The following is a 21,674-nucleotide window of genomic DNA, read 5'->3' on the forward strand; positions in this document are numbered from 1 at the left end:
GGTACCCCGGCCGGGTCCCCGCAAACGACGATGGCCGCCGGGGGAGCCGGCGGCCATCGGAGGTTCACACCCGGGGGCGAGGAATCAGGGCTGCGGACGGTCGACCTTGCCGCGCCAGGCGCCGGTCTCCTGACCGCGTCGCTCGATGAACTGCTTGAACCGCTCCAGGTCGCCCTTGGCACGCCGGTCGACGACGCCGAGCTTGTCGCCGGCCTGCTCGACCACGCCGTGCGGTTCGAACTCGAGCTGGAGCGTGACCCGGGTGGTGTCCGGGTCCAGCCGGTGGAAGGTCACCACGCCGGCCTGCTGGGTGCCGCCCGTGGAGCGCCACGCGACCCGCTCGTCCGGGAGCTGCTCGGTGATCTCGGCGTCGAACTCCCGCTTCACCCCGGCGATCTCCACCGTCCAGTGGGTCATCGTGTCCGTCAGCTGCCGGACTTCCTGGACCCCCTCCATGAAGTGGGGGAAGTCCTCGAACTGGGTCCACTGGTCGTACGCGGTGCGGACCGGGACGGAGACGTCCACGTGCTCGGTAACGCCACTCATAAGGCATCCTCCTTCGTCCGCCGGTGACGGGCCGGATCGTGCGGGGATCCGGTCACCAACGGGTCGTCTCGTTCTTGTGGCCGAGCGCCGCCCAGACCTCGGAGATCGTCTGGTAGCGGGTGCCCTCGGGCAGCCGCTCCAGTTCGGCGACGATGTCCGCCGGCGCCTCGTTGTCCCGCGCGTTGGCGATCAGCGTCTCCCGGTCACCGGGCAGGGCGGCCATCGTGATGAACCGGCCGAGCCGGCTGCGTCGCTCGACGTCCTCGGAGCTCATCCCCTTGGGCGCGCCCGTACGCAGTTCGCCGGCCGGGGCCGTGGTCGGCTCCGGCTGGTCCTCACCCGCCGGCTCCGGCACACGGGACTCGTCGACCCGCGAGCCGCCGGTCCCCGGCCCCTGCACGAGGCCGCTGACCTCCCGGCTCATCTGCTCGTCGACCCTCGGTCCGTGCTTGCTGCTGCCACGTTCCATGCCTTCTGCGCTACCCGGTGGCACCGGCGGTAAACGGGCGCTCCGGCGTCGCGGCCGGTAAACCCGCACGGGTCAGGTGGTGGCCGGCGTCTTCGGGGGCAGGACCGGCTCGTCGGGGTCCGGCTCGCCGGCCTGGAGCACCCGGCCGCGCTGGAGTTCCGCGTTGATCTGCACGCCGAGCATCAGCGCCGAGTTGGACAGGTAGAGCCAGACCAGGAAGGCGATCACCGCGCCGAGGCTGCCGTAGGTGGCGTCGTACGAGCCGAAGTTGGCCACGTAGAGGCCGAAGCCGAAGGAGGCGAGGGCCCAGGCCACCAGTGCCACCGCGCCGCCCGGGGTGAGCCAGCGGAACCGCGGCTGCCGGACGTTCGGCGCGATCCAGAACAGCAGGCTCAGCAGCACCATCATGATCAGCGCGAGCACGGGCCACTTGGCGACGCTCCACGCCGTACGCGCCAGCCCGCCGGCGTTGATCAGGTCGCCCACCGCGTCGGTGACCGGCCCGCTGACGATCAGCCCGGTGGCGACGATCGCCAACAGCACCAGCGAGATCGCCGCCAGGCCGATCTGCACCGGCCGCAGCTTCCAGATCGGCCGCCCCTCCTCGACCCCGTAGACGGCGTTGGAGGCCCGGGTGAACGCCCCGATGAAGCCGGACGCCGACCAGAGGGCACCGAGCAGACCGAAGCTCAGCAGCGCGCTGGCCGAGTCGTTCTGGTCGACCACGCCCCGCACCACGCCGACGAAGCCCTCGTTGGCCACCACCGAGCCGGCGCCCATGTCCCGGGCCAGGTCCAGCACGGTGTCGACGGTCTGTTCGCCGTTGGAGACCAGCCCGACCAGGGCGACCACCACGATCGTGGACGGGAAGAGCGCGAGCACCCCGTAGTAGGTCAGGGCGGCGGCCCAGTCCGCGCAGTTGTCCTTGACGAAGTTGCGCACGCTGCGCACCAGCACTCCGCGCCAGGTGCGCCAGCTCAGCTGCCGTACCCGGCGGGGGATCCGCGGTCGCCGCTCCCCGGCGAGCACCGCGCCGGGTTCCGTCGTCGTCATGCCCGCTCCCTGTGCCCCGGCCGCCGGATGACCCGGTGCATCCGGCTTCGCCTGGCCCGCCGGTACCCCTGGCCGGAAATCGACAAACCCGCCCTCCGGTTTGCCGACCGGACGCGGGGGAACGATCTGGGGAACCCATCGACGCGGAGGAGGACGAGATGCCCGGGCGCGAGGTACTGCCCAGCACGCTGCGACGCTCCCCCAAGAAGGCGCAGCGCACCTGGGAGAAGACGCACGACTCGGCCGTGGAGACGTACGGCGAGGGGGAGCGGGCGCACCGCACCGCCTTCGCCGCCGTCAAGCACGAGTTCGAGAAGGTGGGCGACCACTGGGAGCCCAAGGGCCGCAAGGGGCCGAGCGACCGCCAGGCGGCCGGCGGCGGACCGGAGCGCCGGGCGCCCACGGCCGGCGGGGTGGACGCCAACGCCACCAAGGACCACCTGATGAAGGTGGCCCGCAAGCTGGACGTGCCCGGCCGTTCGAGCATGACGAAGCCCGAACTGGTCAAGGCCATCGAGAAGGCGAACAACCGCCAGACCGCCAAGGCCCGCGGCCGCTGAGGCCACCTTCCGGGTACGCGACGCGGGGGCTGTCCGAGCACGGACAGCCCCCGCGCGTGTCTCACCAGTGCCCGCCGCCGGGCGCCTCGATGTGCACCGCCTTCGTCGCGGTGAACTCGTCCAGCAGTTCCGGCCCGTAGCCGAAGCCGTGCCCGCTGCCCCGGCGCGGGTGCGCGGCACCGCCCGGCGCGCCGCCGAACACCGCGTTGACCTTCACGGTGCCCACCGGCAGTTCCCGCCAGGCGCGCTGGGCGTGACTCATCGATCCGGTCAGCACGGTCGCGGCCAGCCCGTACGGGGAGTCGGCGGCGCACCGCAGCGCCTCGGAGAACGAGTCGACGGCCACGATCGCGGCGACCGGCCCGAATGTCTCCTCGCGTACCACAGTCATGTCGTGCCGGCAGTCGGTGAGCACGGTCGCCGGGTAGAACGCCCCCGGCCCGTCGGGCAGTACGCCCCCGCAGCGGATCCGCGCGCCCTGGGCCACCGCCGCGGTCACCTGCCCGTGCACGTGGTCGCGGTGCCGCCGGTCCACCAGCGGCCCCAGCTCGGTACGCGGGTCGCCGCCCGGGCCCGTCCGCAGCTCCGTGGCCCGCTCCACCAGCGCCAGCGCGAAGTCCTCCGCGACGTCCCGGTGCACGTAGATCCGCTCCACCGCGACGCAGATCTGCCCCGCGTTGGCGAACGCGCCGATCGCCGCCTGCCCGGCCGCCCACACCGGGTCGACGTCGCCGTCCACGACGAGCGGATCGCTGCCGCCGTTCTCCAGCAGCACCTTCGCCCCGGTCCGTGCCGCCGCGGCCGCGATGGCCCGCCCGGTGGCGGTGGAGCCGACGTGGGCGACGACGTCGACCTCCTGGGCGGCCAGCGCCGCCCCGACCTCCGGGCCCCCGGTCAGCAGCGACAGCACCCCGGGCGGCAGCGCGGAGTCGAGCGCCTTCGCCAGTAGCCAGCCGGTCGCCGGGGCGCGCTCGCTCGGCTTGTGCAGCACCACGTTGCCGGTGACCAGGGCCGCGCCGAGCAGCCCGCAGGAGACCGCCACCGGGTCGTTCCACGGGGTGATCGCGGCGACCACCCCGCGCGGCTGCGGCGTCATGAAGTCGATGGCGTGGGTGGCGCCGTGCAGGGTCCGTCCCCCGCGCACGGGGGCGAGTTCCGCGTACTGTCGCAGCGTGCCGATCCCCGCCTCCACACCGCCCCGGGCGTCCGACAGGGGTTTGCCCATCTCGGCCGTCGTGGCCCGGGCCAGGTCGTCGGCCGCCGCCGCCACGGCGTCCGCCGCCCGGTGCAGGGCCGCCGCCCGTTCCGCCGGGGCGGTCGCCGCCCACTCCGCCGCGACGCCGCGCGTCGCCTCCACCGCCTTGCCGACCTCGTCGGCCGTCGCCACCGGCGCCGAGCTGACCGGGGAGCCGTCGGCCGGATCGTGTACGACCAACTCGCCACCCTCGCCGCCCGCGCCCCACACTCCGCCTATGAGCTGCGCAACCGTGTACATGGCAGTGCATGCCCCGGCCCCGGCGCGGCAAACGCGTTTCGCCCGGTTGCTGGCCGGGTAGGCGGATCGGATGAGTTCGCCCGGCGCGGAGAGCGCGGACGCCGTCATCGTGGGAGCAGGCCACAACGGCCTGGTCGCCGCCAATCTGCTCGCCGACGCCGGCTGGGACGTGCTGGTGCTGGAGGCCACGGAGAGCCCGGGCGGGGCGGTGCGTTCCGCCGAGGTGACGGCCCCCGGCTACCTGAGCGACCTCTACAGCTCCTTCTACCCCCTCGGCTACGCCTCGCCCGTGCTGCGCGGGCTGGGGCTCGACCGGTACGGGCTGCGCTGGCGACACTCCCCGGACGTGCTGGCCCACCTGCTGCCCGACGGGCGCGCGGCGGTGCTCAACCGCGACCCGGAGGCCACCGCGGCCTCGCTGGAGGCGTTCGCCCCGGGCGACGGCAAGCGCTGGCTGCACGCGTACGACGACTGGCGTCAGGTGTCCGAGCCGATGCTGGAGAGCATCACCAGGCCGTTCCCGCCGGTGCGCGGGGGCCTGACCCTGCTGCGCCGCCTGCGCGTGTCGGGGGCGCTGCGGCTGGCCCGGCGGCTCGTGGTGCCGGTGCGCAAGCTCGGCGACGAACTCTTCGATGGCGAGGGCGGCCCGGTGCTGCTGGCCGGCTGCGCCCTGCACACCGACCTGTCGCCCGAGGAGGCCGGTTCGGGCGTGTACGGCTGGCTGCTCGCCATGCTCGGCCAGCAGGTCGGCTGGCCGGTGCCCGACGGCGGCGCCCAGAAGATCACCGACGCGCTGGTGGCCCGGCTGACCGAGCGCGGCGGCCGGATCCTCTACGGCGCACACGTCGACCGGGTGCTGACCGCCCGCGGCCGGGCGATGGGCGTGCGTACCACCGGCGGCGCCCTCTGGCGGGCCCGCCGCGCGGTGCTCGCCGACGTCCCCGCGCCCGCCCTCTACCTGGACCTGGTCGGTGCGGCGGCGCTGCCGCCCCGGCTGGTGGAGGACCTGGCGCACTTCCGCTGGGACGGCTCGACGCTCAAGGTGGACTGGGCGCTGTCCGCCCCCGTGCCGTGGACCAACCGGGCGGTCGCCACCGCCGGCACCGTGCACCTGGGGGCGGACCTGGACGGCCTCACCAGCTACGCCGCCGCGCTGGCCCGCAAGGAGATCCCGCGCGACCCGTTCCTGCTGCTGGGACAGATGTCGGTGGCCGACCCGAGCCACTCGCCGCCGGGCACGGAGTCGCTCTGGTCGTACACCCACCTGCCGTTCCGCCAGAAGTGGCGGGTCGAGGAGATCGCCGCGCACGTCGAGCGGATGGAGCAGGTGCTGGAGGAGGCCGCGCCGGGGTTCCGCAGCCTGATCGTGGGGCGGCACGTGGCCGGCCCGGCCGACCTGGAGGCGGGCGACCCGAGCCTGGTCGGCGGCGCGCTCGGCGGGGGCACCGCCGCCGCGTACCAGCAGCTGTTCCTGCGTCCGATCCCCGGCCTGGGCCGCGCGGACACCCCGGTGGATCGGCTCTTCCTGGCCAGCGCGTCGGCGCACCCGGGCGGCGGCGTGCACGGCGCACCCGGTGCGAACGCGGCCCGCGCCGCCCTGGCCCGCGACCGCGCCCTCACCGGCCCGCTGTACGCGGCCGGGATCGACGCCGCGCACCGCGCGATCTACCGCTGACCGCGCGGGGCGCAGGGCGATGTGCACTGCGGCCCGCATGAACAGGCCGACACTTCGTAGATCCGGGCCAGCAGGCACCCGGACGCCGCGCGTGCCCGTTGGCGGATTGTGGGGGAGTTTTTGACGGACAGTAAGGGGAGCGCGGGCCGCGCGGGTCGCTCGCCGCACCCTTTGCTCTGCATCCATATATGCAACGGTTGCTGCGGGTAACGATGTGCGGGCGAGTCCGCCGCACCAACGGCGAGTCAACCCCAGGTCGGCGACGTGGTGCGTCCATGGCTGCAGAGCAAAGGGCGGAGAGCGGCGATCCCGGGGCGCCGTCGATAGTCACGGATGGTGAGGGTTACGCTTCGCAGTCGCGGTGCCGGGTGTCGGACGTTCCGTGCGGCGGACGGCTGAGACTCAAGGTCGCCCGTCCGCCGCTCGCCGCCGCTACCGCTCGCCTTCGCCCTTGCTCCACCTGTCCGTCGTCCGCCGCCGTCCCGTCGGTCTCCCCCCCCCCGGTCGACGAAGTGCCGGACCAGCAGCTCGCCGAGCCGTTCGGGCCGAGGAAGCCGCCCCGCCACCGCCGGGCCGGTTCGCCTGCCGCCCGGGCCCGGCCCGCTGAACGGGACCCGGGACCAGGGCAGGACGTGGCGTGGCAGGGTGGCAGGGCGGGTGCGTGGCGGGGATCGGTCGGGTCAGCGCTCGATGTTGCGGTGCTTGCTGCGCAGCTTGAACGGCATCAGCGCGCTCTCGATCTTGGTCGCGGTGGTCATCTTGGACGCGCCGTCGCGCCGCTCCTCGAAGCGGATCGGCACCTCCAGGATGGTGTGCCCCAGCTTCGTGGCCAGGTAGTGCATCTCCACCTGGAAGCTGTAGCCGTTGGACTGCACCCGCTCCAGGCCGATGTCGCGCAGCGCGTCCGCCCGCCAGATCTTGAAGCCGGCGGTGAGGTCGCGGATCCGGACCCGCAGCAGCGTGTGCACGTAGAGGTTGGCCCAGCCGCTGAGCGCCCGCCGGTAGAGCGGCCAGTTCTCGTCCAGCTCGCCGCCCGGCACGTACCGGGAGCCGATCACGACGCCGGCCTGGGTGGAGAGCAGCGCGCCGAGCATGCCCGGCAGCGCCTCCGGCGGGTGCGACAGGTCGGCGTCCATCTGCGCCACGTACTCCGCGCCGCCCTCGATGGCGCGCCCGATGCCGTCCACGTAGGCCCGGCCGAGGCCCTCCTTGCCGGCCCGGTGCACGACCTCGACCCGGTCGGGGTGCTCGATGGCCAGCTTGTCCGCCACCTCACCCGTGCCGTCCGGCGAGTTGTCGTCGGCGACCAGGATCTTCAGGCCCGGCAGCGGCAGGGCCAGCAGCCGCTCGACCAGCACCGGGAGGTTGCCCGCCTCGTTGTAGGTGGGAACCACGACGGTCAGGCGTGCGTCCCGCCACGGCACGGGCAACTGCACGGGTTCGATCATGTCGGACATCCTCGGTCGGCGGACAGGGCTCCCTCAGAGCGTAGCCAGTTGCCACATCCGGGTCGAAAAGGCCACCCCTACCGCCCCGTCTTCCGCCCCGACGGGGGGCCGTCCGGGGTCAGCGGAGGCGGCGGGCCAGCGCGGTGAGGGCCACCGCCAGGCCCGCCAGGGCGGCGCCGGAGACGGCCGGCTTGTGCGTACCGATCCACAGGGCGGCCGAGCGGCCCCGGGCCCGGTCGGTGAACACGCCCTCCGCGCCCCGGTCCCGTTCGTCGTCCCCGGGACGGTCCAGGTTGTCCCGCCAGGCGGCCGGGTCGATCGGGGTCTCGGTCTGCTGGCTGTCGTAGCCGTCGCGGGCCAGCTTCCGGTCGAGCAGGCCGGGGGCGAGGACGTCGCCGAGCCGGGCGCGCCAGGTCGGGCCACCCACGTTCAGCTCGCGCGGCCCGTGGTCGGCCGCCCAGACGATCGCCCTCGCGGCCACCTCGGGTGCGAAGATCGGCGGTACGGGCTGGGGGTGCCGGGGCAGCCGGGTGCGTACCCAGGAGAACTGCGGGGTGTTGATCGCCGGCAGTTGCACCATCGACAGCTTCACGCCCGGGCAGTCGTGCAGCAGTTCCGCCCGCAGCGAGTCGTTGAAGCCCTGGACGGCGTGCTTGCTCGCGCAGTACGCCGACTGCAACGGGATCCCGCGGTAGGCCAGCGCGGAGCCGACCTGCACGACCGCGCCCCGCCCACGGGCCCGCATGTGCCGCAGCGCCGCGAGGGTGCCGTGCACGGTGCCGAGGTAGTTGACCTCGGTGACCCGCCGGAACTCGGTGGCCGGGATCTCCCACGCCGGGGCGAAGACCGAGACCATCGCGTTGTTCACCCACACGTCGATGCCGCCGAACCGGTGCACCACGTCGTCGGCGGCCTGCTGCACCGCCTCGGCGTCGGCCACGTCCACCCGGTAGGTGCGCACCTCCGAGGCGCCCAGCTCCCGGCAGTCGCGCTCGGCGGCCGCCAGCCCGGCCTCGCCGCGGGCGAGCAGCGCGAGCCGGGCGCCGCGCTCGGCGTACCGGCGGGCGACCGCCCGTCCCACGCCGGCGCTCGCCCCGGTGACCACCACGGTCTGCGTCATGCGTCCGCCTTCTGCCGCATGGCGATGTCGGCCAGCCGGGTCAGGGTCTCCTTGTTGCGCTGGTGCAGCACCAGGTCGTTGATCTTGTTGCGTATCCAGTGCAGCGGACCGGCGGCGAAGTCCTCGCCGATGCGTACCCGGGTGGCGTCCGCGCCGACCGCTTCGAGGGTGAACACCACGATGGCCTCGCCGGCCGGCCAGAGGCCGGCGCGGATCACCAGCCGGCGCGTCGGATCACAGGTCAGCACCGTGGAGACGTCGTGCAGGGAGAACGGCCACGGCCCGGCCTTGTGGTGCAGTTGGCTGCCCACCCGGGGCCAGGCGTCGTCCACGTCGCGCACGTGCACCGTGCCCACGACCCAGTCGCTGTACGTCCACCCGTCCGCCAGCACCGCCCAGACCTGCTGCGGGGAAGCTTCGATCACTTTCTCCACAATCGCCACTGCGCTCCCATACCCCGGGTGCGGTCGGGGCTAACGGTGGCGACGGGTTAGCTTCTCCCGGGCGACGGGTAACGGCACCTGCGGGCCGGCGTGTCGGCGCCGCCGGCGTACGACGCGGCGGGCGCGTCCGGGACGACGTTTACTCCCCGGGGCGTCGGGAACCCGCCGGCTGTGCGACAGGACCAGGTGGAGCCGGATCAGCGCAGGTCAGCCCGGGTTTTTGCCGGTGCTGACGCGGCGGGGTCCGAGCCCGTCCTGTTCGACGCGGTGCTGCTCGACCGCGACGGCACGCTGATCGAGGACGTGCCGTACAACGGCGACCCCGAGAAGGTACGGCCGCTGCCGGGAGCGCGGGCCGCCCTGGACCGGTTGCGGGCGGCGGGCCTGCGGCTGGCGGTGGTGACGAACCAGTCCGGCCTGGCCCGTGGATTGTTCACCGAGGCGCAGCTGCGGGCGGTGCACGCCCGGGTCGAGCGGTTGCTGGGGCCGTTCGACGCCTGGCTGGTGTGTCCGCACGACGACGGCGACGGATGCGGGTGCCGCAAGCCGGCGCCGGGGCTGGTGCACGCCGCGGCGCGGGAGCTGGGCACCGTGCCGGCGCGGTGCGTGCTGGTGGGGGACATCGGCCGGGACATGGTCGCGGCGTCGGCCGCGGGCGCGTCGGGAATCCTGGTGCCCACGCCGGTGACCCGCCCTCAGGAGGTGGCCGCCGCCCCGCAGGTGGCCCCCGATCTCCCGGCGGCGGTGGCGGAGATCCTGCGCCGCCAGGCGGCGCTCGACCCGGCCACCCACCGGCAGGCCGGCACCGACGCCGCGCGGGGCGCCGGCGGGCGGCGGGCGGGGACGGTGCTGGTGGTACGCGCCGACTCGGCCGGGGACGTGCTGGTGACCGGGCCCGCCATCCGCGCCGTCGCCGCCCACGCCGAGCGGGTGGTGTTGCTGTGCGGGCCCCGGGGACGCGCCGCGGCGGAACTCCTGCCCGGCGTCGACGAGATCGTCGAACACCGGCTGCCCTGGATCGACCCCGCGCCCGACCCCGTCGACCCCGCCGACATGCGTCGACTCGCCGACCGGCTCACCGCCGTGCACGCCGACGAGGCGGTCGTCTTCACCAGCTTCCACCAGTCGCCCCTGCCCCTGGCCCTGCTGCTGCGCCTGGCCGGGGTCGGGCGCGTGAGCGCCATCAGCGACGACTACCCGGGCAGCCTGCTCGACGTACGGCACCGCGTGCCGGCCGGCGTACCCGAACCGGAACGCGCGCTCTCCCTCGCCGCCGCCGCCGGCTTCGCCCTCGCCGACCACGACGGACCCGCCCTGCGCCTGCGTCCGGCGCAGGCGCCGCCGCCGGAGGTCGGCGCGTCCGGCTACGTGGTGCTGCACCCCGGCTCGGCGGCGCAGGCCCGGGGCTGCCCGCCGGAGCTGGCCGCGCGGATCGCCCGCGCCCTGACGGCCGCCGGTCACCGGGTGGTGGTCACCGGCGGCCCCGACGAGCAGGAGCTGACCGCGCGGGTGGCCGGCGACGTCGCCGTCGACCTGGGCGGGCGGACCGGCCTCGCCGCGCTGGCCGCGACGGTCGCCGGCGCCGGCGCGGTCGTGGTCGGCAACACCGGCCCCGCGCACCTCGCCGCCGCCCACGGGGTGCCGGTGGTCAGCCTGTTCGCCCCCACGGTGCCGTTCGGGCAGTGGGGGCCGTGGCGGGTGCCCACCGTGCGCCTCGGCGACGCGGAGGCCGCCTGCCGCGACACCCGGGCGGCGCGCTGCCCGGTGCCCGGACACCCCTGCCTGAGCAACGTCGACCCCGAGGAGGTCGTCGACGCGCTGCGGCTGCTCGGGGTGACCCCGTCGGCCCGGCCGGCACCGACCACCGGCAGCCCGTCCGCCGGCGGGCCGACGCTGGCCACCATCGGCGGGAGTGGCCGATGAACCTGCTCCTGTGGCACGTGCACGGCTCCTGGACCACGTCGTTCGTGCACGGCAAGCACCGGTACCTGGTGCCCGTCACCCCGGACCGGGGCCCCTACGGCCTCGGCCGCGCCCGCACCTACCCGTGGCCCGACACGGCCGTCGAGGTGACCCCCGAGCAGCTGCGCACCGCCGACGTCGACCTGGTCGTCCTGCAACGCCCCGAGGAGATCGACCTCGCGGAGCGGTGGCTCGGCCGGCGGCCCGGCCGCGACGTACCCGCCGTCTACGTCGAGCACAACACGCCCAAGGACGGCGACGTGCCCAACAGCCGGCACCCCATGGCCGATCGCGACGACCTGCTCGTCGCCCACGTCACCGGGTTCAACGAGCTGTTCTGGGACACCGGGGCCACCCGCACCACCGTGGTCGACCACGGCATCGTCCCGCCCGCCGTGCGGTACACGGGCGAGCTCGACCGGCTCGCGGTGGTGATCAACGAACCGGTACGCCGGGGGCGGGTCACCGGCACCGATCTGCTGCCCCGCTTCGCCGAGATCGCCCCGCTGGACGTCTTCGGCATGAAGGTGGCGGGGCTGGCCGAGCACCTGGGCCTGCCCGCCGAGCGGCTCACCAGCCACGACGACCTGCCCCAGCACCGGATGCACGCCGAGTTGGGGCGGCGGCGGGCGTACCTGCACCTGTGCCGGTGGACCTCGCTGGGGCTGAGCCTGATCGAGGCGATGTCCATCGGGATGCCGGTGGTCGCGCTGGCCGCCACGGAGGCGGCGATGGCGGTGCCACCGGGGGCGGGCGCGCTGTCCACCCGGCTCGACACCCTGCTCGACGCCGCCCGCCGGTTCGTCGACGAGCCGGCGGAGGCACGCCGGGCGGGGGAGCGGGCCCGCGTCGCCGCCCGGGACCGCTACGGCCTCGACCGTTTCCTCGCCGACTGGGACCGGCTGCTGGAGGAGGAAGTATGCGCATCGCGATGATCTCGGAGCACGCCAGCCCGCTCGCCATCCTGGGCGGCGAGGACGCCGGCGGTCAGAACACGCATGTCGCCGAGCTCTCCGCCGCCCTCGCGGCCGCCGGACACGACGTGCGGGTCTACACCCGCCGCGACGCCGTGGACCTGCCGGTGACCGTACGCAGCGCCGACGGCTACGACGTGGTGCACGTCCCGGCGGGGCCGGCCGAGCCGGTCGCCAAGGACGCCCTGCTGCCGCACATGCGGGAGTTCAGCCGCTGGCTGGTCGACCGGTGGCGGGGCGGCGACTGGATGCCCGAGGTGATCCACGCGCACTTCTGGATGAGCGGTCTCGCCGCGCTGGCCGCCAGCCGGCAGACCGGCGTTCCGGTCGTGCAGACGTACCACGCCCTGGGGGTGGTCAAGCGGCGCCACCAGGGCGTGCAGGACACCAGCCCGGCCCGCCGGATCGGCTACGAGCGGGAGCTGGGCCGGGCCGTCGACCGGGTCATCGCCCAGTGCGGCGACGAGGTCGGCGAGCTGGTCCGGATGGGCGTGCCCCGCTCCCGGATGACGGTCGTGCCGTCCGGCGTCAACCTGGGCACGTTCGCCCCGCTGGGGCCGATCGCCGAGCGGGAGGACGGCCGGCCGCGGATCCTGACCGTCGGCCGGCTGGTCGAGCGCAAGGGCTTCCAGACCGTGGTGCGCGCGATGGCGTACGTGCCCGAGGCCGAGTGCGTGGTCGTCGGCGGCCCGCCCGCCGGCCTGCTGGAGACCGACCCGTACGCCCGCCGGCTGCGCGCCCTCGCGGTCAGCTGCGGGGTCGCCGACCGGGTGCGACTGGTCGGCGCGGTGCCCCGCGAGGAGATGGGCCGCTGGTACCGCTCGGCGGACGTCCTGGTGGCCGCCCCCTGGTACGAGCCGTTCGGGCTCACCCCGCTGGAGGCGATGGCGTGCGGTGTGCCCGTGGTGGGCACCGCCGTCGGCGGGATCAAGGACACCGTGGTCGAGGGCGTCACCGGCGACCTGGTGCCGGCCCGGGACCCGCGTGCGCTGGGCGCCGCGATCCAGGGGCTGCTCGACGACCGGATCCGCCGCTTCGCGTACGCGACGGCGGCGCGGGAACGGGCCCGGCGGCGGTACTCCTGGGCGGCCACGGCGGAGCGGCTGGTGGAGGTCTACGGCGACGTGGCGGTCCACCGGCCGACCCGGGTGGTGGCCTGATGGCGGCACCCACGCCGCTGGACGCGCACCTGGCGAACCTGGCGGCGGCGCTGGTGCCCTTCCGGCGGCACGAGACGCTGCTGGCCCGGTGGGGGGAGGCCCTCGCGCGTCGGCTGGTCGACGGCGGCCGGCTGCTGGTGGCCGGCAACGGCGGCAGCGCCGCCGAGGCCCAGCACCTCACCGCCGAACTCGTCGGGAAGCTCCGCGACGACCGCCAGCCCCTGTCCGCCATCGCGTTGCACGCGGAGACCTCCGCGATGACCGCCATCGGCAACGATTACGGCTACGACGAGGTCTTCGCCCGTCAGGTACGCGCCCACGGCCGCGCCGGCGACGTCCTGCTGCTGCTGTCGACCAGCGGCACCAGCGCCAACCTGCTCGCCGCCGCCCGGGCCGGCCGCGACAGCGGGCTCACCTGCTGGGCCCTGACCGGCCCCGCCCCCAACCCCCTGGCGGAGCTGTGCCACGACGTGCTCGCCGTCGGCTCGGCCGACAGCCAGGTCGTGCAGGAACTCCACCTCGTGACCAGCCACCTCCTCTGCGAGTACGTCGAGCGGGCGCTGCCGGTGGCGCCCGCCGCGCCCGGGGCGCCCGTACGGACCGGGGTCGAGGTGGTGCTCGACGGCGGCGCAGGTCAGCAGGTCCAGGCGTGATGAGGAGGGAAGCAGCGTGAGGGGACCCGTCGTGGTGGTCGGTGACACCCTGCTGGACCGGGACGTCGAGGGGGTGGTGAACCGGCTCTGCCCGGACTCGCCCGTGCCGGTGCTGGACGAGACCGCGCACGTCGACCGGCCCGGCGGCGCCGGGCTGGCCGCCGTCTTCGCCGCCGCGCAGGGCGCCGACGTGGTGCTGGTGACCGCGTTGGCGGACGACGCGGGGGGTGCCCGGCTCGCCTCGTTGCTCACCGACGCCGGAGTGCAGGTGTATCCCCTCGGGCTGCGCGGCGGCACGCCGGAGAAGGTCCGGCTGCGCGCCCGGGGCCGGGTGCTGCTGCGCCACGACCGGGGCGGCGCGGCCGGTACGCCCGGCGAGCCGTCCGAGGTGGTTCTGCGGGTGATCGCCCGGGCCTCCGCCGTGCTGGTCAGCGACTACGGCCGGGGCGTCGTCCGGCAGCCCGCGCTGCGTGCCGCCCTCGCCGCCACCCGGGCCCCCGTGGTCTGGGACCCGCATCCACGGGGACCGGAGGCGGTCGCGGGGGTGCACCTGGTGACCCCCAACGAGTCCGAGGTGCGGGAACTGGTCACGGTCACGCCGGGGGCGACCCGGCTGGCGACGGCGGCGCGGGGCGCCCAGGGGCTGCGCCAGCGCTGGCGCGCCGGCGCGGTCGCGGTGACCCTGGGCGGGGACGGGGCGCTGCTCTGCCACGCCGGCGCGACGCCGATGGTGGTGCCCGCCCCGGCCGTCGCCGAGGGGGACACCTGCGGGGCCGGTGACCGGTTCGCGGCCACCGCCAGCCTCGCCCTGGCGCGGGGGGCGCTGGTCTCCGAGGCGGTGCAGGAGGCGGTTGCGGAGGCGTCGGCGTACGTGGCCGGCGGGGGAGTGGCGACGGCGCTGCCGCGGGCGGTGCGTCCGCTGCCGCCGGCGGTCTCCGGCCCCGGCGGCGAGCGCGTCGGCGTGGCCGCGGCCGCCGGCGTGGTGTCGGCGGTACGCGCGTCCGGCGGGACGGTGGTGGCCACCGGCGGCTGCTTCGACCTGCTGCACGCCGGGCACGTGGCGACGTTGCAGGCCGCCCGGCAGCTCGGCGACTGCCTGGTGGTCTGCCTCAACTCCGACGCGAGCGTGTCGGGGCTGAAGGGCCCGGACCGGCCGGTGATCCCGCAGGGCGACCGGGCCCGGCTGCTCGCGGCGCTGAGCTGCGTCGACGCGGTCATGATCTTCGACGAGGCCACCCCGCACGCGGCGCTGTCGTGGCTGCGGCCGGACGTCTGGGTGAAGGGTGGCGACTACGCCGGTGACGGCGGCGAGCCCGCCCTGCCCGAGGCGGAGGTGCTGCGTCGCTGGGGCGGCAACGCCGTGGTGGTGCCGTACCTGGACGGCCGCTCCACGACCGGGCTGATCGCCGCCGCCCGCTCCACCGGCACCGCCGGGCCGCCGCTCACCGACACCGTGCCGCCGGCCTGCGCGCCGCCGCCCGGTCCCGCGCCCGGCGCGTCGGCGAGGCCCGGGGGCGAGCCCGGACGGGCGCGGGCCGGCCTCGCGGGACCGACGACGACGGAGGGCACCCGATGAGCGCCGGGTCGCCCGGCGCGGGGCGCACCGTGCTGGTCACGGGCGGATCGAGCGGCCTGGGCGCCGCCGTGGTCGCGGCCGTGGCCCGGGCCGGCGGACGACCGCTGGTGCTCGACCGGCAGGCGCCTGCCGACGGGGTGCCGTGGGTGGAGTGCGACCTGGCCGACACCCGCGCCGCGGAGGCCGCCACCCGGCAGCTCGCCGAGCGCTCGGGCGGGCTGGACGCGGTGGTCACCGCGGCGGGGATGGACGTGCCCGGGAAGCTGGCGGACATTCCCGGCGAGACCTGGGAGCGGATCGTGGCCGTGGACCTGCTCGCCACGGCGGCCGTCGTACGGGCCGCCCTGCCCTTCCTGGAGACCTCCCGGGGGAGCGTCGTTACCGTCGCCTCCACGCTCGGGGTGAAGGCCGTGGCCGACGCGACCGCGTACTGCGCCGCGAAGTTCGGGGTCGTCGGCTTCACCCGGGCCCTCGCCGCCGAGCTCGCCGGCAGGGTCGGCGTCACGCTGCTCATCCCCGGCGGCATGCGCACGGCCTTCTTCGACGAGCGCGACGCCGCGTACAAGCCCGGTCCCGACGCCGTGCTGAACGACCCCGCCGACACCGCCGCCGCCGTCATGTTCGCGCTGTCCCAACCCGCCGGCTGCGCCGTCCGCGAGATGGTCGTCTGCGCCGACCAGGAGACCTCCTACCCGTGATCCTCGCCCTGCGCGCCCTCGGCGTCGGCGACCTCGCCACCGCCGTCCCGGCCCTGCGCGCCCTGCGTGCCGCCCACCCCGGCCGGGACCTCGTCCTGGCGGCACCCGGCTGGCTGGCGCCGCTGGTCGACCTGGTCGGCGGCGTCGACCGGCTGGTGCCCACGGACGGGCTCGGTCGCCCCGACCCGGCCCTGGGGACGCCGCGCGTCGCCGTGAACCTGCACGGCCGGGGCCCCGAGTCGCACCGGATGCTCGCCGGCACCCGTCCCGGTCGGCTGCTCGCCTACGCCAGCCCGGAGGCCGGCCACCACGACGGCCCCGAATGGCGCGACGACGAACACGAGGTCGACCGCTGGTGCCGTCTCCTCGGCTGGTACGGCATCCCCGCCGACCGCACCGACCTGGACCTGCGGCGCCCGGCCTCCGGCGGCGCCCCGACCGGCGTGACCGTGCTGCACCCGGGCTCCAAGGTCCCGGCGAAGCGCTGGCCGCCCGGACGCTTCGCCGCGCTGGCCCGGGAACTGGCCGCCCGGGGGCACCGGGTGGTGCTCACCGGCAGCCCCGACGAGCGGGCCACCGCGCAGCGGATCGCGGACGCCGCCCGGCTGCCCGCCGACGCGGTGCTCGCCGGCCGGACGGACCTGGGCCGGCTGGCCGCGCTGGTGGCGTACGCCCGGCTGGTGGTCAGCGGGGACACGGGCGTGGCGCACCTGGCGACCGGCTACCGCACGCCGTCGGTGGTGCTCTTCGGCCCGGTCTCCCCGGCCCGGTGGGGGCCGCCGTCGGACCGCTCCCGCCACCGGGCGCTGTGGGCGGGTGGACAGGGTTTGCCCAGGTGGGAGGGGGTAGGAAGCCATCCGACGTTGGCGGCCATCGGGGTCGACGAGGTGGTGGCCGCCGTGGACGAGGTGGAACGGGCGGTGCGGGACTGTCGTGCGGTTGCGGCGTAGTGATCCGGGCAGGCCGGGGTACGGGCGACGCCGGCGCGGGCGGGGATGGCTCTTCCTGGACCCGTCCGGGCAGCCGGTCCGCGACCCCGACCGGTTGGGCCGGCTGCGTGAGCTGGTGATCCCGCCCGCCTGGCGCGACGTGTGGATCTGTCCGTACCCGAACGGGCACATCCAGGCCACCGGCATCGACGCGGCCGGGCGCAAGCAGTACCTCTACCACCCGACGTGGCGGGAGAAGCGCGACGAGGCGAAGTTCGACCACGTGCTGGAGGTGGCCCGCCGGCTGCCGGTGCTGCGCGAGCGGGTCGGGCGGGACCTGTCCGGCCGGGGACTGCACCGCGACCGGGTGCTGGCGACGGTGACCCGGCTGCTGGACATGGGCACGTTCCGGGTCGGCAGCGACCAGTACGCGGCCGGCGACGAACCGACGTTCGGGGTGTCGACCCTGCGCCCCGAGCACGCCCGGTCCCGGGGTGGCTGCGTGGTGTTCGAGTTTCCCGCCAAGGGCGGCGTCGAGCAGGTGCGCCGCATCGAGGACCCGGAGCTGTGCCGGGTGCTGGTCAACCTGCGCCGCCAGCGCCGGGCGGCCGACCGCCTGTTCGGCTACCGGGACGGCGGGGACTGGCGCGACGTGCGCAGCGACGAGGTCAACGAGTACCTGCGGGACGCCAGCGGCGGCGAGATGACGGCGAAGGACTTCCGCACCTGGCACGCCACGGTGCGCGCGGCGACCGAACTGGCGACGGTGGGCCCGCCGCGCTCGGCGACGGCCGGCAGGCGGGCGGTCGCGGCGGTGATGCGTGACGTCGCCGAGCTGCTCGGCAACACCGCCACCGTGGCCCGCACGTCCTACGTCGACCCGCGCGTGGTCGACCTCTTCCACGACGGCGTGGTGGCTCCGGTCGACCCCGCGACGCCCCGCGAGAAGGCCGAGCGGATCGTTCTCGAACTGCTGGAGGACGCCTGAGGCGGCCCCGGCGCCGTCCTGGGTGGGGAGCGCCGGGGCCGGTCCAGGTCACCGGGCGACCGCCCGCCTCCCCCGTGGCGGCGGGCGGCTCGCCACGGCCCCCGTCGGCGGTCCGATCCCGGCCGGCGCCGGGGCAGGCAGGGATCGGACCCCTCGACGTCAGTCTGCCCCGACCGGGTTGACCGTGGACGCCGCCGGGTTGACTCTCCGTGCCGCGCTCACTCCGCCTGGCCGGCCCGCCAGGCCTGTGGCCCGACGCCGTGCGCCTTGCGGAAGATCCGGCTGAAGTGGGCCTTGTCGGGGAAGCCCCAGCGGGCCCCGATCGCCTGGATCGGCTGGCCGCGCAGGCCCGGGTCGGCGAGGTCGTGCCGGCACCGCGCCAGCCGCAGCTCCCGGATGTACGACGCGACCGTCGACTCCTCGGCCGCGAAGAGCCGGTGCAGGGTACGCAGCGAGACGTGGTGCGCGTCCGCCACCACCTGCGGGCTCAGCGTCGCGTCCCCGAGATGCCGCTGGATGTACGCCCGCATCTGGGTGACGAGGGCGCGCCTGCGGACCTCGGTCGGCACCACGTCCTCGGCCACCAGGTGCCGACCGAGCATCGTGGACGCCAGGTCGAGCCCGACGGCGCCGAGGCGGGCGGCGTCGGCGGCGTGGTACTGCTCGGGATGGTGGGCGATCTGGAGGAGGAACTGGGCCAGCAGCGCGCCCATCCCCTCGGTGCCCGACATCCGGCCGCCGAGCAGCGGCGCCAGCCGGTCCGGTGACAGCGGCAGCGCGGCGTGCGGGATGAGCGCCACGACGGAACGGGCCGGCTCGCGGCCGCCGTCGTCGCCGATGTGCCGCACCCCGTGCGGCCGCGACCCGTCGTAGAAGATGAACTCGTCCGGCCCCAGCACGCTGCTCCGGCCGGCCTGGCTGGCCGCGCCGTCCCCGTCGACGGTGAGCGCCAGCGTGTAGATCTCCGGGGCCGACTCGCGCCCCAGCCTCGGCGTCCGGACGCCCTCCAGCGACGGATACCGGTAGTTGACCACCTGGATCGGGCCGAGCTCGACGATCTCCGCCCGGGCGGCGAAGTCGTGCGCGTGCTCGGTGCGGATCCGCAGCGGCGAGGCCGTACGCGCCACGAGGTCGAGCCACATGTCGAAGCGTTCGGCCGCCGGCACCTGCTCGGTGTCGACGACGGTCGGCCGAAGCATCCGCTCCCCCGTCCTCGCGCCGGTCCGGGTGCCGATTGTCCATCGTGGGCGCCCGTCCCGCACAGCGGGTTTCCCGGCCCCGGGTCAGGCCGTGGCCGTACGGCCCTGGATCAGCACCTCGACGCCGTCGAGGATCCGGTCGAGGCCGAACTGCCACTCCGTGTCGAACACCTCGTCCTGCCGTCCCTCGGCGCCCTCCGTCAGCAGCTCCCGGATCGCCGGGTAGGCGCCGTGCCGGGTCAGCAGGGCGAGCTGGTGCCAGTACCGCATTCCGGCGTCGTCGGGGTCGAGCTGCTCGCGCGCCGCGGCCTCGTCGAGGTCGGCGGTGAGGGCGGCCCAGTTCCGGGCGTACCCGCTGACCAGCATGACCGTCGAGAGCCGCTCGACGCCGTGCAGGCCGGTGCCGTGCAGGGCGGCCAGCCCCTGCTCCATCCAGCGCACCTGGTTGGGGCCCAGCGGCGGGCCGCTGATCGGGACCTGCCGGATCCACGGGTGGCGGTGGATCGCCGTCACGTTGGCCAGCGCCCAGCGGGCGAGCGCCGGCCGCCAGCCCTCGCCCGGGGCGCGTGGCGCGGGCGGGTCCCCGTACGCGGTGTCGGCCATGAGCTCCAGCAGGTCGTTCTTGGCGGAGACGTAGCGGTAGAGCGACATGGTCGCCACGCCCAGCTCGCCGGCGACGCGGCTCATCGACACCGCCGGCAGCCCGTCGGCCTCGGCCACCCGGATGCCGGCGGCCACCACCTGCCGCATCGTGAGGCTGCGCCGGGGTCCCCTGCCGGGGCGTTCCCGCAGGCCCCAGGCGAGCTCGATGCTCTCCGGCAGCTCGACGTCGGCGTCGCTCATCCTCACCTCCCGGTACGCGGCGTTGACCGCCATCCTAGCTTCTGCGTATGGTACACGCAGAACAGCGTATGACGTACGCAGAAATCGGAGGGTGAGGGGCGATGGGAGTGACGGACGCGGCGGTGGAGACCGTCGACCTACGCAGGTCCTACGGCGGGGTGGCGGTGCTCGACGGCCTGAACATGCGGGTCGCCCGGGGCAGCGTGCACGCCCTGCTCGGCCCGAACGGGGCGGGCAAGACCACGACCGTCCGGATCCTGGCCACGCTCACCACGCCCGACGGGGGCGTGGCCCGCGTGGACGGCCACGACGTGGTCCGCGACCGGAGCCGGGTCCGGCGGGCGATCAGCCTCGCCGGCCAGCACGCGGCGCTCGACGACCAGCAGACGGGCGCGGAGAACCTGCACATGATGGCCCGGCTGGCCGGGCTGGCCCCGGCCGCCGCCCGGCGGCGCGCCACGGACCTGCTGGAGCGCTTCGACCTGGTCGCCGCCGGCGGCCGTCGGGTGGTGACCTACTCCGGCGGGATGCGCCGCCGGCTCGACCTCGCGGCCAGCCTGGTCGGCCAGCCGTCCGTGATCTTCCTCGACGAGCCGACCACCGGCCTCGACCCGCGCAGCCGGCAGGGGCTGTGGGAGGTGGTCGCCGAGCTGGCCGGTGCCGGGGTGACCGTGCTGCTCACCACGCAGTACCTGGAGGAGGCCGACCGGCTCGCCGACCGGATCGCGGTGCTGCACGGGGGCCGGCTGGCCGCCGAGGGCAGCGCGGGCGACCTCAAGCGCCGGTTCGGCGCCCACCGGCTGGAGCTGACGCTGCGTGACGCGCGGAGCTTCGCCGAGGCGACGCACCGCCTCGGCGGGCGCGTCACGCACCGCGACCCGGCCCGGCTGGAGCTGGCGGTCGCCACCGACGGCGGCGCGCCGGAGATCCGTCACCTGCTCGACGAGGTCGACCCCGACCGGCAGGGGCTCGCCCGGTTCACCGTCCGCGAGGCGACCCTGGACGACGTCTTCCTCACCCTCACCGGCGACCCGGTGCCCGCCCGACGGGAGGCGGCCGGTGTCTGAGCTGACCCTGCGGCCGACCCGTGCCGGCGAGGCCCTCGTCATGATGGCGCGCTGCGTACGGCTGTCCCGGCGCAACGTCGACGCGCTGCTGACCTCGCTGCTGCTGCCGGTGCTGCTGATGCTGCTCTTCGTCTACCTGTTCGGGGGCGCGATCGACACCGGCACCCGCTACGTCACCTACGTCGTGCCCGGCGTCCTGCTGCTCTGCGCCAGCTTCGGCGCGGCGACCACCGCCGTCAGCGTGACCACCGACCTGACCAACGGGATCATCGAGCGGTTCCGCACGATGGACGTCAGCGCCACCGCGATCCTCGGTGGGCACGTCGCCGCCAGCATCGCCCGCAACACCGTGTCCACCGTGCTGGTGCTGGCCCTCGCCGTCGCCATCGGCTTCCGCCCGGCCGTGGACCCGCTGCGCTGGCTGGCCGCGTTCGGGGTGCTGCTGCTCTTCCTGCTCGCCGTGTCCTGGCTGTCGGCCGCGTTCGGCCTGCTGGCCCGCACCCCGGAGGCCGCCAGCGGCTTCACCTTCCTGGCGATGTTCCTGCCGTACCCGAGCAGCGCCTTCGTGCCGGTGGAGACGATGCCGGGCTGGATCCGTGGCTTCGCCGACCACCAGCCCGTCACGCCCGTCATCGAGACGCTGCGCGCCCTGCTGCTGGGCACCCCGACGGGCACCGCCCCGGCCCTGGCGGTGGCCTGGTGCCTCGGCGTCCTGGCCGTCTCGGTGCCCCTGACCGCCGTGTTGTTCCGCCGCCGCGTGGCCTGACCGCCCCCACCCTGGGGGTACGCGACGGCGGCACCGGACCTCGTCCGGTG

21 protein-coding genes are annotated in these 21,674 nt (G+C 75.4%); 12 read left to right on the forward strand and 9 right to left on the reverse strand.

Annotated features, from left to right (window positions below):
- Positions 1–84: 84 nt before the first annotated feature.
- From ACN27A_RS31940 to ACN27A_RS31950, 3 genes are all read right to left on the reverse strand, one after another.
- Complete coding sequence (locus tag ACN27A_RS31940) at positions 85–546, reverse strand: SRPBCC family protein (RefSeq protein WP_151455771.1); 462 nt, start codon at positions 544–546, stop codon at positions 85–87.
- A 52-nt stretch (positions 547–598) separates the two neighbouring features.
- Positions 599–1,015, reverse strand: a complete 417-nt coding sequence (locus tag ACN27A_RS31945) for a DUF2795 domain-containing protein (protein ID WP_132235968.1) — start codon at positions 1,013–1,015, stop codon at positions 599–601.
- Positions 1,016–1,087: 72 nt separating this feature from the next.
- On the reverse strand, positions 1,088–2,068 hold the full coding sequence (locus ACN27A_RS31950; RefSeq protein WP_421458166.1) for a YihY/virulence factor BrkB family protein: 981 nt from the start codon (positions 2,066–2,068) through the stop codon (positions 1,088–1,090).
- Positions 2,069–2,226: 158 nt separating this feature from the next.
- On the opposite strand from ACN27A_RS31950, the gene ACN27A_RS31955 reads away from it, so the two are divergent.
- Complete coding sequence (locus tag ACN27A_RS31955; protein WP_091095813.1) at positions 2,227–2,628, forward strand: ChaB family protein; 402 nt, start codon at positions 2,227–2,229, stop codon at positions 2,626–2,628.
- A gap of 61 nt (positions 2,629–2,689) precedes the next feature.
- Here ACN27A_RS31955 and ACN27A_RS31960 read toward each other — a convergent pair whose 3' ends face one another.
- Positions 2,690–4,123, reverse strand: coding sequence for an aldehyde dehydrogenase family protein (locus ACN27A_RS31960; protein WP_421458167.1), 1,434 nt, complete (start codon positions 4,121–4,123; stop codon positions 2,690–2,692).
- A 70-nt stretch (positions 4,124–4,193) separates the two neighbouring features.
- Here ACN27A_RS31960 and ACN27A_RS31965 point away from each other — a divergent pair, with 70 nt between their 5' ends.
- Entirely contained in the window at positions 4,194–5,798 is a 1,605-nt protein-coding gene (locus ACN27A_RS31965) for a phytoene desaturase family protein (protein ID WP_421458168.1), read from the forward strand.
- 680 nt (positions 5,799–6,478) lie between these two features.
- On the opposite strand, the gene ACN27A_RS31970 is transcribed toward ACN27A_RS31965, so the two are convergent.
- The 3 genes from ACN27A_RS31970 to ACN27A_RS31980 all read right to left on the reverse strand — a co-directional run bounded on the left by ACN27A_RS31970 (position 6,479) and on the right by ACN27A_RS31980 (position 8,791).
- Positions 6,479–7,246 (reverse strand): polyprenol monophosphomannose synthase, encoded by a 768-nt coding sequence (locus ACN27A_RS31970; protein ID WP_421458169.1) that lies wholly within the window; start codon positions 7,244–7,246, stop codon positions 6,479–6,481.
- A 118-nt stretch (positions 7,247–7,364) separates the two neighbouring features.
- The gene (locus ACN27A_RS31975) at positions 7,365–8,366 is read right to left on the reverse strand and encodes an SDR family oxidoreductase (RefSeq protein ID WP_421458170.1); all 1,002 of its coding nucleotides are present in this window, start codon (positions 8,364–8,366) and stop codon (positions 7,365–7,367) included.
- Complete coding sequence (locus ACN27A_RS31980; protein WP_421458171.1) at positions 8,363–8,791, reverse strand: SRPBCC family protein; 429 nt, start codon at positions 8,789–8,791, stop codon at positions 8,363–8,365. The genes ACN27A_RS31975 and ACN27A_RS31980 overlap by 4 nt, the downstream gene beginning before the upstream one ends.
- A 189-nt stretch (positions 8,792–8,980) precedes the next feature.
- Here ACN27A_RS31980 and ACN27A_RS31985 point away from each other — a divergent pair, with 189 nt between their 5' ends.
- Genes ACN27A_RS31985 through ACN27A_RS32020 form a run of 8 tightly spaced genes read left to right on the forward strand, consistent with a single transcriptional unit; the run spans position 8,981 to position 17,749 of the window.
- A complete protein-coding gene (locus ACN27A_RS31985) occupies positions 8,981–10,732 on the forward strand; it encodes an HAD-IIIA family hydrolase (protein ID WP_421458172.1) in 1,752 nt (583 codons plus the stop codon).
- Positions 10,729–11,706 (forward strand): glycosyltransferase, encoded by a 978-nt coding sequence (locus ACN27A_RS31990; protein ID WP_421458173.1) that lies wholly within the window; start codon positions 10,729–10,731, stop codon positions 11,704–11,706. The genes ACN27A_RS31985 and ACN27A_RS31990 overlap by 4 nt, the downstream gene beginning before the upstream one ends.
- Positions 11,691–12,905: a glycosyltransferase gene (locus ACN27A_RS31995; protein ID WP_421458174.1), complete on the forward strand. Its 1,215-nt coding sequence runs from the start codon at positions 11,691–11,693 to the stop codon at positions 12,903–12,905. The genes ACN27A_RS31990 and ACN27A_RS31995 overlap by 16 nt, the downstream gene beginning before the upstream one ends.
- The gene (locus ACN27A_RS32000) at positions 12,902–13,558 is read left to right on the forward strand and encodes a D-sedoheptulose-7-phosphate isomerase (RefSeq protein ID WP_421458701.1); all 657 of its coding nucleotides are present in this window, start codon (positions 12,902–12,904) and stop codon (positions 13,556–13,558) included. Before ACN27A_RS31995 ends, ACN27A_RS32000 begins: the two co-directional genes overlap by 4 nt.
- Before the next feature lie 16 nt (positions 13,559–13,574).
- Positions 13,575–15,134, forward strand: coding sequence for a PfkB family carbohydrate kinase (locus tag ACN27A_RS32005; protein ID WP_421458175.1), 1,560 nt, complete (start codon positions 13,575–13,577; stop codon positions 15,132–15,134).
- On the forward strand, positions 15,131–15,832 hold the full coding sequence (locus ACN27A_RS32010; RefSeq protein ID WP_421458176.1) for an SDR family oxidoreductase: 702 nt from the start codon (positions 15,131–15,133) through the stop codon (positions 15,830–15,832). Before ACN27A_RS32005 ends, ACN27A_RS32010 begins: the two co-directional genes overlap by 4 nt.
- Positions 15,829–16,782, forward strand: coding sequence for a glycosyltransferase family 9 protein (locus ACN27A_RS32015; RefSeq protein WP_421458177.1), 954 nt, complete (start codon positions 15,829–15,831; stop codon positions 16,780–16,782). The genes ACN27A_RS32010 and ACN27A_RS32015 overlap by 4 nt, the downstream gene beginning before the upstream one ends.
- Entirely contained in the window at positions 16,766–17,749 is a 984-nt protein-coding gene (locus ACN27A_RS32020) for a DNA topoisomerase IB (RefSeq protein WP_421458178.1), read from the forward strand. The genes ACN27A_RS32015 and ACN27A_RS32020 overlap by 17 nt, the downstream gene beginning before the upstream one ends.
- Positions 17,750–17,967: 218 nt before the next feature.
- Here ACN27A_RS32020 and ACN27A_RS32025 read toward each other — a convergent pair whose 3' ends face one another.
- Together ACN27A_RS32025 and ACN27A_RS32030 are read right to left on the reverse strand one after the other, a co-directional pair.
- Positions 17,968–18,948 carry a helix-turn-helix domain-containing protein gene (locus ACN27A_RS32025; protein WP_421458179.1) on the reverse strand — a complete coding sequence of 327 codons (981 nt, stop codon included), beginning with the start codon at positions 18,946–18,948 and terminating at the stop codon, positions 17,968–17,970.
- Positions 18,949–19,032: 84 nt separating this feature from the next.
- Positions 19,033–19,824 (reverse strand): TetR/AcrR family transcriptional regulator, encoded by a 792-nt coding sequence (locus ACN27A_RS32030; RefSeq protein ID WP_421458180.1) that lies wholly within the window; start codon positions 19,822–19,824, stop codon positions 19,033–19,035.
- 68 nt (positions 19,825–19,892) lie between these two features.
- On the opposite strand from ACN27A_RS32030, the gene ACN27A_RS32035 reads away from it, so the two are divergent.
- On the forward strand, positions 19,893–20,858 hold the full coding sequence (locus ACN27A_RS32035; RefSeq protein WP_421458181.1) for an ATP-binding cassette domain-containing protein: 966 nt from the start codon (positions 19,893–19,895) through the stop codon (positions 20,856–20,858).
- A complete protein-coding gene (locus ACN27A_RS32040) occupies positions 20,851–21,624 on the forward strand; it encodes an ABC transporter permease (protein WP_225852357.1) in 774 nt (257 codons plus the stop codon). The genes ACN27A_RS32035 and ACN27A_RS32040 overlap by 8 nt, the downstream gene beginning before the upstream one ends.
- Positions 21,625–21,674 lie beyond the last annotated feature (50 nt).

It is taken from the genome of Micromonospora sp. WMMD737 (genome assembly GCF_049179055.1).
Taxonomy (GTDB): Bacteria; Actinomycetota; Actinomycetes; order Mycobacteriales; family Micromonosporaceae; genus Micromonospora; species Micromonospora reichwaldensis.

What these genes read in the sequence shown, in the direction of transcription:
- ACN27A_RS31965 (WP_421458168.1), top strand. Translation starts at nt 4,194, where the DNA reads ATGAGTTCGCCCGGCGCGGAGAGCGCGGACGCCGTCATCGTGGGAGCA.
- ACN27A_RS31960 (WP_421458167.1), bottom strand. Translation starts at nt 4,123, where the DNA reads ATGTACACGGTTGCGCAGCTCATAGGCGGAGTGTGGGGCGCGGGCGGC.
- ACN27A_RS31995 (WP_421458174.1), top strand. Translation starts at nt 11,691, where the DNA reads ATGCGCATCGCGATGATCTCGGAGCACGCCAGCCCGCTCGCCATCCTG.
- ACN27A_RS31945 (WP_132235968.1), bottom strand. Translation starts at nt 1,015, where the DNA reads ATGGAACGTGGCAGCAGCAAGCACGGACCGAGGGTCGACGAGCAGATG.
- ACN27A_RS31970 (WP_421458169.1), bottom strand. Translation starts at nt 7,246, where the DNA reads ATGATCGAACCCGTGCAGTTGCCCGTGCCGTGGCGGGACGCACGCCTG.
- ACN27A_RS31950 (WP_421458166.1), bottom strand. Translation starts at nt 2,068, where the DNA reads ATGACGACGACGGAACCCGGCGCGGTGCTCGCCGGGGAGCGGCGACCG.
- ACN27A_RS32010 (WP_421458176.1), top strand. Translation starts at nt 15,131, where the DNA reads ATGAGCGCCGGGTCGCCCGGCGCGGGGCGCACCGTGCTGGTCACGGGC.
- ACN27A_RS31955 (WP_091095813.1), top strand. Translation starts at nt 2,227, where the DNA reads ATGCCCGGGCGCGAGGTACTGCCCAGCACGCTGCGACGCTCCCCCAAG.
- ACN27A_RS32025 (WP_421458179.1), bottom strand. Translation starts at nt 18,948, where the DNA reads ATGCTTCGGCCGACCGTCGTCGACACCGAGCAGGTGCCGGCGGCCGAA.
- ACN27A_RS32035 (WP_421458181.1), top strand. Translation starts at nt 19,893, where the DNA reads ATGGGAGTGACGGACGCGGCGGTGGAGACCGTCGACCTACGCAGGTCC.
- ACN27A_RS31990 (WP_421458173.1), top strand. Translation starts at nt 10,729, where the DNA reads ATGAACCTGCTCCTGTGGCACGTGCACGGCTCCTGGACCACGTCGTTC.
- ACN27A_RS31975 (WP_421458170.1), bottom strand. Translation starts at nt 8,366, where the DNA reads ATGACGCAGACCGTGGTGGTCACCGGGGCGAGCGCCGGCGTGGGACGG.
- ACN27A_RS32030 (WP_421458180.1), bottom strand. Translation starts at nt 19,824, where the DNA reads ATGGCGGTCAACGCCGCGTACCGGGAGGTGAGGATGAGCGACGCCGAC.
- ACN27A_RS31940 (WP_151455771.1), bottom strand. Translation starts at nt 546, where the DNA reads ATGAGTGGCGTTACCGAGCACGTGGACGTCTCCGTCCCGGTCCGCACC.